The 12,052-nt window shown below is 65.3% G+C and carries 12 protein-coding genes; 4 read left to right on the forward strand and 8 right to left on the reverse strand.

Going from position 1 to position 12,052, the window contains the following annotated elements; genetic code table 11:
- Positions 1-19 precede the first annotated feature (19 nt).
- On the forward strand, positions 20-691 hold the full coding sequence (locus G6N54_RS06390) for a FadR/GntR family transcriptional regulator (RefSeq protein WP_163789057.1): 672 nt from the start codon (positions 20-22) through the stop codon (positions 689-691).
- 9 nt (positions 692-700) lie between these two features.
- Here G6N54_RS06390 and G6N54_RS06395 read toward each other — a convergent pair whose 3' ends face one another.
- The 8 genes from G6N54_RS06395 to G6N54_RS06430 are packed head-to-tail and all read right to left on the reverse strand — an operon-like array spanning position 701 to position 9,209.
- Entirely contained in the window at positions 701-2,095 is a 1,395-nt protein-coding gene (locus G6N54_RS06395; RefSeq protein ID WP_163789058.1) for an aldehyde dehydrogenase family protein, read from the reverse strand.
- Positions 2,092-3,405: a flavin monoamine oxidase family protein gene (locus G6N54_RS06400; protein WP_163789059.1), complete on the reverse strand. Its 1,314-nt coding sequence runs from the start codon at positions 3,403-3,405 to the stop codon at positions 2,092-2,094. The genes G6N54_RS06395 and G6N54_RS06400 overlap by 4 nt, the downstream gene beginning before the upstream one ends.
- Before the next feature lie 21 nt (positions 3,406-3,426).
- Positions 3,427-4,557 carry an ABC transporter ATP-binding protein gene (locus tag G6N54_RS06405; protein WP_372513169.1) on the reverse strand — a complete coding sequence of 377 codons (1,131 nt, stop codon included), beginning with the start codon at positions 4,555-4,557 and terminating at the stop codon, positions 3,427-3,429.
- A 3-nt stretch (positions 4,558-4,560) separates the two neighbouring features.
- On the reverse strand, positions 4,561-5,382 hold the full coding sequence (locus tag G6N54_RS06410) for an ABC transporter permease (RefSeq protein ID WP_163789060.1): 822 nt from the start codon (positions 5,380-5,382) through the stop codon (positions 4,561-4,563).
- Positions 5,379-6,272, reverse strand: a complete 894-nt coding sequence (locus tag G6N54_RS06415; protein ID WP_163789061.1) for an ABC transporter permease — start codon at positions 6,270-6,272, stop codon at positions 5,379-5,381. The genes G6N54_RS06410 and G6N54_RS06415 overlap by 4 nt, the downstream gene beginning before the upstream one ends.
- Positions 6,269-7,387 (reverse strand): extracellular solute-binding protein, encoded by a 1,119-nt coding sequence (locus tag G6N54_RS06420; RefSeq protein WP_163789062.1) that lies wholly within the window; start codon positions 7,385-7,387, stop codon positions 6,269-6,271. The genes G6N54_RS06415 and G6N54_RS06420 overlap by 4 nt, the downstream gene beginning before the upstream one ends.
- Complete coding sequence (locus G6N54_RS06425; RefSeq protein WP_197939574.1) at positions 7,384-8,034, reverse strand: TetR/AcrR family transcriptional regulator; 651 nt, start codon at positions 8,032-8,034, stop codon at positions 7,384-7,386. The genes G6N54_RS06420 and G6N54_RS06425 overlap by 4 nt, the downstream gene beginning before the upstream one ends.
- Entirely contained in the window at positions 8,028-9,209 is a 1,182-nt protein-coding gene (locus G6N54_RS06430) for an aromatic ring-hydroxylating oxygenase subunit alpha (protein ID WP_163789063.1), read from the reverse strand. The genes G6N54_RS06425 and G6N54_RS06430 overlap by 7 nt, the downstream gene beginning before the upstream one ends.
- Before the next feature lie 210 nt (positions 9,210-9,419).
- Here G6N54_RS06430 and G6N54_RS06435 point away from each other — a divergent pair, with 210 nt between their 5' ends.
- From G6N54_RS06435 to G6N54_RS06445, 3 genes are read left to right on the forward strand one after another with little or no spacing between them, the layout of a single operon-like run.
- Positions 9,420-9,812, forward strand: coding sequence for a hypothetical protein (locus G6N54_RS06435; protein ID WP_163789064.1), 393 nt, complete (start codon positions 9,420-9,422; stop codon positions 9,810-9,812).
- Positions 9,784-9,999, forward strand: a complete 216-nt coding sequence (locus tag G6N54_RS06440) for a ferredoxin (RefSeq protein ID WP_232073427.1) — start codon at positions 9,784-9,786, stop codon at positions 9,997-9,999. Before G6N54_RS06435 ends, G6N54_RS06440 begins: the two co-directional genes overlap by 29 nt.
- Complete coding sequence (locus G6N54_RS06445) at positions 9,996-12,044, forward strand: acetate--CoA ligase family protein (protein ID WP_163789065.1); 2,049 nt, start codon at positions 9,996-9,998, stop codon at positions 12,042-12,044. Before G6N54_RS06440 ends, G6N54_RS06445 begins: the two co-directional genes overlap by 4 nt.
- Positions 12,045-12,052: the final 8 nt, after the last annotated feature.

Consider the following 12,052-nt stretch of genomic DNA (forward strand, 5'->3'; position numbering starts at 1 on the left):
ACCGGGCTACCATTGGGGTGTGCAAACCGTTCGGCGCCAGACGCTCGTCGCGCAGGTCAGCGATCAGCTGCGCGACGAAATCACGTCCGGGCGATGGCAGGTCGGCGAGCGCATCGCGACCGAACCGGAGTTGTGCGAAATGACCGGCGCCTCGCGTCACACCGTGCGCGAAGTGGTGCAGGCGCTGGTGCACGCGGGAATGCTGGAGCGCCGGCAAGGGTCGGGTACTTACGTCCTCAGCAACGACGAGCACTGCGGCGCCCTCGCCGAGTATTTCGCGGCGGCCCGCGAACGCGACGTGCTGGAGTTGCGCGAGGCGCTGGAAGTCACTGCCACGGCACTGGCAGCGCAGCGACGCGACGCGACCGACGTCGCCGAGTTGCGGGCAGTACTCGTGCGGCGAAACGAACTGTGGCGGAAAGACCCCGACACCGAATCCGAACGCGCCGAACTAGTTTCGGCCGACATGGCGCTGCATCGAGCGATCGTTGCGGCCAGCCACAATGAGATCTACCTACAGTTCTACGATCTGCTGGTACCGACGCTGTGCCGATCCGTCGAGACCCGGCCCGTCGGCAGTGCGGACTCGCACGAGGCCCAACATACCGAGCTGGTCGACGCCATCGTCGCGGGCGATCCGAAACGGGCCGAAGCGGCCGCCCGCGTCTTCATCTCGATCCTGCGCGGATAGCGAAACGCCTTAGCGTCCAGCGTGGTTGAGGTAGATGTGCTTGGACTCGAGGTATTCCTGCAGCCCGTGCACGCCCAACTCGCGGCCGATGCCGGACTGTTTGAACCCACCCCACGGTGCCTGCAGCGGCGCCGCCTGCGTCTCATTGACCCACACCACGCCCGCGCGAATCGCGCGGGCGGCCGTCAGGGCGCGGCTGAGGTCGGAGGTCCACAGCGTCGCGGCCAGACCGTACGGACTGTCGTTGGCCATCCGGAGCACTTCGTCGGTATCGGTGAATCGCACCACCGCCATGACCGGGCCGAAGATCTCTTCGCGCGCGACGACCGCCGTGTGCGGAACCTCCAGCACGGTGGGCGGTACGAAGAAGCCGTTCTCGAGGTCCGGGTCGGTCGGCAGCCGACCGCAGACGGCGACGTTGCCCTCCTTCGCGCCGACGCGGATGTACTCGGTGACTCGCTCCTGTTGAGCCCGGCTCACCAATGGGCCCATCGTCGTGTCGGGATCCAGTCCGTCGCCCAGTTTGAGGTCCGCCGCAATCGCGCAGATATCGTCCAGCACTTCGTCATACACATCCGCATGGATGTAGACACGCGAGCCCGAGGAGCATATCTGGCCCTGGTTTGCGAACACGCCCGCCGCGGTGCCGGCGATGGCCGCCGCAACGTCGGCGTCGCCGAAGACGATGTTCGGCGATTTGCCGCCCAGCTCCACCCCGACCCGCTTGATCGAATCCGCCGCCGAACGCAGCACCAGTCGGCCCACCGCGGACGATCCGGTGAACGACACCTTGTCCACCCCCGGGTGGGCGACCAGGGCGGCACCCGCTCGAGCGCCGCCCGTCGCCACCTGAAACACCCCGTCCGGTAATCCCGCTTGAGCGAAGATGTGCGGTAGCCGCAGCGAGGTAAGGGGTGTCTGCTCGGCCGGTTTCAGGATCACGCTGCAACCGGCAGCCAATGCCGGCGCAACCTTTTGGGCCGCCAGCATCAAGGGGTAGTTCCACGGAGTGATCGCAGCGACAACCCCGACGGGTTCGTGGACGACGATGCTCAGCGCTTCGGCCGAGACGGGGAAGCTCTCCCCTGCCAATTTCGTTGGCCAGCCGGCGTAATACTCCAGGATCCGGGCGGCTTCCGCCACGTCCCACTGCGCCTCGACCAGCGGCTTGCCGACATCCAGCGACTCGAGCCGGGCCAGTTCATCGGCGTTGGCGCGCACCAACTCCGCGGCACGCGCCAGCACTCGGCCACGCTCGTCGTCGGGCGTGCCCGGCCACCACTGACCGCCGTCGAAAGCGCGGCGCGCCGTGGCGACCGCGCCCTCGACGGTGGCTTCGTCCATGTCTTCGATGGACGAGATCTGTTGCGCGGTAGCAGGGTCGAGAACCTCGATCGTCTTCATCCGTGTACCAACGCTTCGGCGGCCGCGGCGCGACCGGTGCGGACCGCGCCTTCCATATAGCCCGCCACCCACTGATCGGAGCCGCAGACGTAGAACGGCGGCTCGTGGGTGCCGTGCAGCGGCCCCACTCGGTGGACATCACCGGGACGCCACTGTGTCACGTAGCCCTGTGTCCAGGGATCCGTCCCCCACAACCGCTCGAAGGTCGCGACGGGGCTCAACGCCTGCGCCCCGAACCAGCTTGCGAGTTCGGCGAGCGCCTCCTCTTGGCGGTACCGCGTCGACGAGGACAAGTAGGCGGCGATCCGCTCGGGCGGAACCAGGCACGAGAGCACACCCTCGGTCTGCGGCCACGAGGACCCCAGGATGCCTTCGGATTCCGTCAGACCATTCTGACCCCGATCGCGCCAGAACGGCCGCGTATACGCGGCAACGAATTTCGCGGCCAGGGCGTGACGTTGCCGATGCAATGACTCCAGCCGGGCGTCGGAAACACCCTCCACCTTGATGTCGCGCAACGGTCCTGCCGGCAGCGAGCTCACCACCGCATTCGCCTGCACCAGCTCGCCCGAGATCAGTTGCACGGTACTGCTTCCCGGCGCCACCTTGATCGCGCGGACCGGAGAATTCAACCGAATGCGGTCGCCCAGTTCGGCGGCCATCCGCAGTGCGACCGTCGCCGAGCCCTCGGCCACCCGGAGGTTCTCCCAGTCGTCATACGAGTAGAGCTCCTTACTCGGCATGCTGGCCGCCTTTCGCAGCAAGGCGAGCAACGAAGTGCGTTCGAAGGAGCCCGAACTCAGGCCTAACTGGCCTGCCTCCAGCGCGCGCCGTACGTTCGGCGTCGCACCGATGCCGCCCAGCCAGCTCATCACCGGCGTGGTGTCCAGCGCCACCGCGTTCGGGTGCGACCACGGGTCGTCCGCGTCGACGGTCGCGGCCAGCGTCGCGAACTCATGCTTGACGTCGTCCATGCTGCGGCGATCCTCGTCGGAGAACCACGACGGTTCATCACCGATGCAGACATCGTCATGCAGGATGTAGGTGAGCTCGCCCGGCTCGGCGACATAACTCGGAATCAGGGTGAGTCCGAGTTCGGCGACCAACTCGTGATACGCGGTGTGCCCGTTGCCTATCACCTCACCACCGAGCTGGACAATGCGGCCGTCGTCGAGCGTGACCTGCTCGACGCGCCCGCCCACTCTGTTGCGGGCCTCGAGAACAACGATGTCGGCGCCCGCCCTCATGAGGTCGCGGGCGGCGGACAAGCCGGATAGACCGGCACCCAGAACGGCTACATCGTAAGGCATTGTCTTATTTCCTGATTCGGCTCATAGTGCGAGGCAGTGCTCGGGGTGCCAACCGATTCGGACCCGTTCACCGTCGGCCCATCGTTCCTCGGTGCGCGCCGAGTCCAGGTTCTGTTCCAGTACCGAAAGCTCAACTCCCGGTGCGACTTCGAACAGGTAGGTCGTGGTGGCTCCCGCGTAGACGGTGGCTTTGAGGATGGCGTCGGTCTGCACCATGTCCGGGGTGAGGTCGGACATCCAGATCTTCTCCGGACGCACGGCGATCGACACCTCGTCGCCCACCACACAGCCGTCGAGTGGACCGGTGCGTAGCGATGCTCCGCCGGGAAGCGTAAGACCGGTTCCCACGTATCGCCCGGTCATCAGGTTGGCGGTGCCGATGAACTCCGCGACACAACGGTTGGCGGGTCGCTCATAGATGTCCTCGGGGGTGCCACATTGCTGGATGGCGCCGGCGCTCATCACCGCAATGCGGTCCGACATCGTCAGGGCCTCCTCCTGGTCGTGCGTGACGAACACGAAGGTGATGCCGACCTCACGCTGGATGCGTTTGAGTTCCACCTGCATCGTCTTGCGCAGCTTGAGATCCAGCGCGGCAAGCGGCTCGTCGAGCAACAACACCGAGGGACGGTTGACCAGTGCCCTGGCCAACGCGACACGCTGGCGTTGACCTCCGGACAGCGCGTTCGGTTTGTCTTTGTCCCGGCCGGTAAGCCGCACCATTTCGAGCATCTCGCCGACGCGCCGGGTTATCTCGGGCTTGGCGACCTTGCGGCGGCGTAACCCGAATGCGACGTTGTCCCAGATGGAGAGGTGGTCGAAGAGTGCGTAGCTCTGGAAAACCGTGTTGACGTCCCGGCGATTCGGCGGCAGATGGGTAACCACTTCGCCGCGCAACAAGACCTGGCCGGACGTGGGATCGACAAAGCCGCCGATCATCCACAGCGTGGTGGTCTTACCGCAGCCGGAAGGCCCGAGCAGCGAACAGAATTCACCCGGCGAGATGTCGAGATTCAGGTCCCGCACCACGGTGCTGTCACCGTACGACTTCGAGATGTTTCGCAGCGAGACCGCGGCGATGGTCGGCACGGGGTGCAGTGCCTCCGACTCACCGACCACGCACGAGCTCAAATCGCCTATGGCTGTAGCCAATTCTCATCCTCCTAACAAGTTGAGGCCGTTGCCGCGCCTACCGAAGAATCGCGGGACGAGTAGGGCGATCCCGATCAGAGCCAGCGAGGCGACCAGCATCAGCGTGCCGACGGCGTTGATGGACGGCTGGATTCCAAACCGGATCGCGGAATAGATACGCACCGACAGCGGTTGAGGGTCGACACCGCTGGTGAAGAATGCCAGCACGAAGTCATCGAAGACCAGGGTGAAAATCAGGATCAGGGCCGACATGATGGCCGGCAACATCATCGGTAGCGTCACCAAGCGAAGCGACTGAAGCCGCGTGGCACCAAGGTCCATTGCGGCAGCCTCGACCTCCGGGTTCAGTTCCGCGACACGGGCGCGCAGGATCACCGTCACATAGGAGATCGAAAACGTCGCCTCGGCGAGGATCAGGGTTGTCAATGACGGTTGCAACCCAACACCTTTGAACAGCATCAGCGATGCGACACCGGTGACGATCTCCGGGGTGATCAGTGGGATCAGCATGATCGCGTTGGCCGCGCTGCCCAGCTTCGAGCGCGCCCGGACCAGGCCGAAGGCCAGCGGGACGCCGATCGCGATCGAACCGATCATCGCCGCGACCGCCACGACGACACTCGTATTCAGGGATTGGATCAGCGCGCTGTCGTGGAAGAACGCCTCATACCAACGAAGTGACCAGCCGTCGAACACGGTGAGCGACTTCTTGTTGTTGAAGGAGAACAGGACCACCGCGATGATCGGCAGGTAGAGCAACACGAAGAACAGCGCCGTGACCGCAATGGCGAAGCGTGGCTTGCGATTGATGCCTGAGCCCCTCATCGGCGTGCCGCCTTGGCATCGCGCGCCGTCTGGCGCAGGTAGCCGAGCATGCAGACGAGCAACAGGATCATCAACGCCATGGTCAGTGCAGCCCCACCGGGCCAGTTCTGGCCGGCAAAGAACTGGTTCTGGATGAGGTTGCCGATCATCAGGTTGTCGGGCCCACCCAGCAACTGCGCGCTGATGAAATCCCCCATCGCGGGCAGGAATACGAGTGCGAGGCCCGCGTACGCGCCCGATCTCGACATGGGCACGGTCACGGACAAGAAGGTACGCAACGACGTTCCGTAGAGGTCGCGCCCCGCCTGGATCAGTGCGCCGTCCATGCGCTCCAGCGAGGCGTAGATCGGCAGGATCATGAAGACGGCATAGCCGTAGACCAGGCCACCGATCACCGCCGCGGAGGTATTGAGGATCTGGAAGTCCGCCGAGACGCCTAGCGTGCGCAGCCAGGTCATCACTATTCCCTCGTCGGACAGCAGCGTCTGCCAGCCGTACATGCGCACCAGGTAGTTAGCGAAGAACGGCACCACGAGCAGTGCTACCAAAGCGTTCTTGTAACGCCCGCCGTGCCGCGCGATCGCGTAGGCGACCGGATAGGCGATCAGCAGGCAGATCACCGCCGCGACAACGGCATACACCAAACTGCGCACGGCCACCCGAAAATAGGTCGGGGTGAAGACGCGCACGATGTTCTCGAGTGTGGTGCCGAAGCGTGGGTTGCCGAGTGCGTCGGTGGTTCCGAAACTCAGCGCGATGAGCAAAAAGAGCGCGAAGACGAAGAATGCCGACATCCACAGCGTGCCGGGCACCAACATCCAGGTCCACATGCGTTCGGCGCGGGCGCGCCGTGGCGCCGGGGCGGCGGCCTGAACCGTTGTGGTGGTCATCCGCCGACCGTCAGTTCCGTGTAGGCGGCGTCACGCGCCTGGGTCTTGGCCACAGTATTGTTGGCGTAGAAGAGATTACGCGACAGGTCCTCGACGGTGACGGCACACGACGGGAATGCCGCGACGATCTGAGCGTAGGTGTCCTCGGTCCCGTGAACCGGCATCGGATATCCGATGTGATCGATGTTCTTCCGGACGTTCTCGGGGCGCAGCATGTAGTCGATGAAGAGCAACGCGGTGCCCGGGTGGCGGGCGTTGACCGGGATGGCGTAGGCATCGGTGTTGATCGGCGCACCCTCTTTCGGCGCTTCGAATCCATAGATCGACGGGTCCGGCGCCTGTCGCAGCAGCGCGGCGATGTCTCCACTCCAGGTCTGGTGCATCCAGGCGTCACCGGAGAGCAGGTTGTTGTAGTCGTCGCTGGAGAAGCCGCGCAGGTAGGGGCGCAGGCCGCGAAACTTCCTGACCATCGCCGCAAGTTGACGGTCCTCTGCGGTATTGAGGTCGTACCCGAGCAACAGCGCCAGCATGCCGAGCACTTCGTTGCGGTCGGCCAGCACGAACGTGTGTCCCTTCGAGGCCTCGTTCCACAGGTCCGACCAGCTGCCGGGCAGCGTTTCGCCGAGTTTGTCTTTCCGCCACGCGATTCCGGTCTTGTACATCGTGAACGGAATGGAGTGCGCCGAATGCCGGTCGTACCACGGATCCCGGAAGTAGGAGTAATGGTCGAAGATCAGCGAGGCGTTCTTCAGCGTCGACGGGTCGATAACGCGTAATTGATTGGCAGCGACCATCTTCTGCACCCACTGCGCGGAGGGAAAGATGATGTCGTAGCAGTTTCCCGCGGAGAGCTTGGCCTGCATACTTTCCATCGAGTCGAAATTCGACTGAATCACCTTGACGCCGTACTCTCGCGCAAACCCCTCGAACACAGTGGGATGCACGTAGTCCGCCCAGTTGAAGTACACAAGATCGCCGTCAATCCGCGGCTTGACGGGCTCGGTCGCGACCGCCTGCAGCTTGGGCGTCAGGTAGGCGCAACCGGGCGAAGCAAGAAGGGCCGCGACGCCGGCACTGCCGGCGAGGAATCTGCGGCGATCGATACGGGTGCTCATCGCCAACCGTCGTTGGGGAATTCGCCGGCGATCCCCAGCAACCCACCGGCCTGTTCCCAGACCGCCGCATGAGCGAGCTCGACCGTCAGCGAAGGGTTCTCGAGCATCAACTGCCCGCCGTAGCCGTCACACAACGCGCTGATCAGCCGGGCGTGTGCCCCGATGTCACACAGATTGAACTCCCCCGACGCCACGCCATCGGCGAGGGTCTCAGCGATCCAATCTTGTTGTGCGCGGTCCAGTTCGATGGCCAGAGCGCGCGACTCCGGGTTGCGAAGCGCTCGACACCACAATTCCTGGTACATGGCCCACTCTCTGCGCAATGCCTCGGTACTCGGCAGCGAAGCGGAGATGATGCGCGCCAGACGTTCCGTCGCGCTGTCGTTTTCGGCGTCCGCCTGGTAGACGTCTCGACCCGTATTCTCGAAGGAATACCGTAGCGCTTCGGCGAAGAGCTTCTCCCGGTTGTCGAAGTGGTAGTGCAGAGCCGCCGTGGATACCCCGGCCCGCTCGGCGACCATCCGCATCCGAATGCTTTCGAATCCCTCTTCGCTGATGATTGCGCACGCGGCAGATAGGATCGCTTCCCTGGTCTCGGCAGCGATTTCGGCTCTGCTGCGCCTGCTGGCCTCGGACGCCATCACCATTTGCGACCGGCTTCCGCATCCAGGTCGCCCAGGTCGGCACGGATGCGACTCGCGAACCAGGAGACGCCCCGCTCACGCGTGGACAGCGGTCCCGGCTGAAAGTCGGTGTTGCCCATACCGATCTGCATCCGCTGCACGAGATCTTCGTCCTCACGCGTGGTGATCGCGCTGATGTAAAAGTTGAGCTGTTGCGCGACGCGGGTGCGCGTGTCGCAGTTCGACCGTCGTAGGTAGGAGCCGGGAACGTCGACCCGATCGACACCACGCGGGTTCATCTTCCAGACGAGCACGTGGTCGGGATACAGGTCGATCATCGTGTTCGGGTAGATCGCGATATAGCGAAAGACACGGCGGTCTTCCTCCAGCAGCCCGGGCATCGGGCGTACCACTCCCTGGTAGAGCCGCTCGGCCCAGTTGTCAGAAGCCTTGTCGCGCAACGGCGCATCGTAGACGGCATAGAGATCGGCGGTCTGAACCGAATAGCGCTTGTAATCGAGCAGTCGCATCAGGCCCGGGTGCGCAACCGGGACGTGGTAGCCCTCCAGGTAGTTGTCGACGGCCACCTTCCAGTTCGACTCCTGCGCCTCTTCCGGCTTGTTGACGTGGACGCGCGCCTTGCCGAACGTCTCCATCGTGCCGCCCAGGTAGCGCTCCAGCAGAGGGCGGACGCCGGCCAACTGCGGTCCAAGTGGTTCGGCGGCGAGGTCGAGGTTGACGAAGATCAGACCGCAGAACACCTCGGCCCGGGCACCGAACAGCGACAGTTTCGACTTGTCCAAACACGGGATCGTGCGGTTCTCCGGCGCCCCGACGAGCTTGCCGTCGAGGTGATACGTCCACCCGTGGTATGGACAGCGCAGCGCCTTGCCCTCACCCGGCTCCGCGACCAGGCGCGTACCGCGGTGCCGGCAGGTGTTGAGGTGTGCGCGGATGTCGCCGTCCTCGGTGCGGATGACCACCACCTCTTTGCGGCCCACCGAGCCGACGATGCGCGACCCCGGGTTCGGCAGGTCCGTCACGTGTCCCACCAATTGCCAGGTGCGGTCGAAGATCCGCGTCTGTTCGAGATCGGCGATCCGCGGATCGGTGTAGTAGCGCGAATCCAGCCCCGGCTCCAGCGGTTTGACGTCGCCTTTCACCGGGCGCGGTCTGACCTTGACGGATGTCTCGTTCATGTCTGCGCGCCTCCTGGCACTTGTCTACTCCTTGTAGAACTTTTCTACCTCAAGTGAAAATTCGACTAGCTGACTAACTAATTAGTTTGATAAGTTGACCAGTGCTACACATCACATGTCAAGGGGGAAACGGATCTGAAACACACCGACATGTATCCGAAACATGGGTGCTCCGCAGGGGCGGCCAGGACTCGATCGACACAGGAGGTCATGGTGAAGAGGCAGCTTCGGCGCGCAACGGCCTGGCTGGGACTCACGCCCGATCCGGAACAGTCTCTGCCCGAGCTTCTCGCCCGCCTGGAGGGCGGATCAGCCCTGCCCGAAGAGCAAGACCGGGTCACCAGGCTGATCCTGCGTGGCACCGGGAGACGCTGGTTGCGCTACCTCGACCGCGCCGCTCAGCTTGCTCTCAATGCCGTCGACGGGCGCGCCGGAGACCCCGCGACGGCCCTCGCCGTCGCTCAAGTCGTGCTCCATCACGACCAGATGTTGATCGGGTTACCTGGCGACGCGTACCGCCGCACGAGCGACCGTCGAAAGCTCCTCGCCGCTGCCATCCCCGCGCTCGAGACGCTTGCTGATAACCGAAGGAAAATGCCATGAAACTGATGTCGATACGGACGCCTGTCAGGGGTACGGCCTCTGCCAAGCAGCCGCGCCAGCACTTCTGGATCTGGATGACGACGGCTACGCCCGGCTAATCGGCGACAGCGTGCCCACATCCGAGCACAACCATGCCCACGACGCGGTCAACGCTTGCCCGGCGCGGGCCTTGCGGGTGCGCGCATGAGCCGGGATCTGCGGAGCCTGTTCGACCCGGCGTCGATCGCCGTCGTCGGTGCCAGCACCGATCCGGCCAAGTGGGGCAATGCCGTTGCGCTGCAGGCGCTTCGCGGCGCGGATCGACACCGAGTGCAGCTGGTCAACCGAAGTGGCGGAGAAATCCTCGGGCAACCGACCGTCACATCGGTCGCCGAACTGGACGGGCCCATCGACCTGGCCGTCATCGCGGTGCCCGCGGCCGGATTCGAGGAAGCCGTCGATGGCGTACTGGCCAAGGGCGCGCGTGCCATCGTCGCGATCACCGCCGGCCTGGGCGAGGCCGGCGAAACAGGACGGGCACGCGAGGATGCTCTGATTGCGCGTGTCCGAGCGGCCGGCGCGGTGCTGGTGGGCCCCAATTGCCTTGGCCTCGTGGACAACACGACCGCGACATATCTGTCGTCGAATCAATTCGCACCGGGTAACATCGCGCTGCTGAGCCAGAGCGGCAACCTGGCCATCGAACTCGATCGGCTGTTCACCGCCCGGGGACTGGGGATCTCGCGGTTCGTCTCGCTGGGCAACCAGGCCGACGTCAACCTCGTCGAGTTGATCGACGCGTGCGCGGCCCACCCCCGGACTGCGGCGATCGCCGTGTACATCGAGGACTTCCGGGACGGTCGAGGGTTCGTCGACGCGACCGCGGCCGCGGTCGCCTCGGGTACGCCGGTGGTGGTGCTGGCCGCGGGCGCGAGCACCGCCGCTGCCCGCGGCGCCCAGTCGCACACCGGTTCTCTCACCAGTGATTCGGCGGTGATCGCCGCGGCATGCGAGGTGGCGGGAGCCATCGGAGTGCGCACCCCCCGCGAACTCGCCGATGTACTGTGCGCGCTGCGGCAACGGGCGGTCCCGCGGGGGCGCCGGGTCGCGATCCTGACCGATGGCGGCGGGCACGGCGTCATCGCCTGTGACGTGGCCGAGGCCGCCGGACTCGACGTTCCCGCCCTCGGCGAGCACACCCAGGCTCGACTCCGCGACGCGCTGTGGGCGCAGTCTCACGTCGGCAACCCGGTCGACCTGGCCGGCGCCGGCGAGATGGATCCGGACAGCTATGCGCGGGCGTACGCGGTGCTACAGGCCTGCGACGAGGTCGACGGGATCCTGATGACCGGGTACTTCGGCGGCTATTCGAGCGGCGAGGACGGCCTCACGGGTCTCGGGCCCGCCGAGTGTGCCGCCGCCAAACAGATCGCCGCCGATGCGGTCGGCGCCAAACCGGCCGCGGTGCAGTCGATCTTCCCAGAGGCACCGGCGACCCGGATCCTGCGCGACGGAGGCGTGCCCGTCTTCGGCGCGATCGCGGATGCCGCCATGGCGCTGGCCGCCGTAACCGGACAGGCATCGACAGCCACCCTGCTCGACCTGCCGGCACCGGCGCCGCCCGTCGCCGCCACCGACTACATGGCGTCGCGGCGTGCCTTCGTGGTCGCCGGAATCGAGTTCGTCGCGGCCCGCGAAATTCGCACCTTCGACGAGTTGAGTGTCGCCGCCGACGAACTGCGCCCGCCCTACGTCCTCAAGGCGTTGGGACTGCTGCACAAGTCGGATGCGGGCGGTGTGTTGGTAGGCCTGGCGTCGCGCGAAGACCTGTTCGACGCGCACGCCCGCCTTTGCGCGAAGCTGCGCCCCCCATCGTTCTCGGTCGAAGAGATGGCGGATCTGGCAAGTGGAATCGAGCTGATCGTCGGAGCCCGTTGGGATTCCCGCTTCGGGCCGACCGTCTTGGTCGGAATGGGCGGCACCGCGACCGAGGTGCTGCGCGATGTACGGGTGGCGCTCGCGCCGATCGACGAGACCGCGGCGACGCGCATGATTGAGCGGTTACGCACCGCACCGCTGCTCTACGGACACCGTGGCAAGCCGGCAGTCGACGTCGCCGCCGCCGCGACCATCGCCCGCTTCAGCCGATATGCCGCGGCCCATCCCGAGATCGCCGAGCTCGAGATCAACCCGCTGTTGGTCACCGTGTCCGGGGCAACGGCTCTGGACGCCCGAATCGTCTTACACCACTAGGAGATTGC

The sequence above is a fragment of the Mycobacterium stomatepiae genome, from assembly GCF_010731715.1.
GTDB lineage: Bacteria > Actinomycetota > Actinomycetes > Mycobacteriales > Mycobacteriaceae > Mycobacterium > Mycobacterium stomatepiae.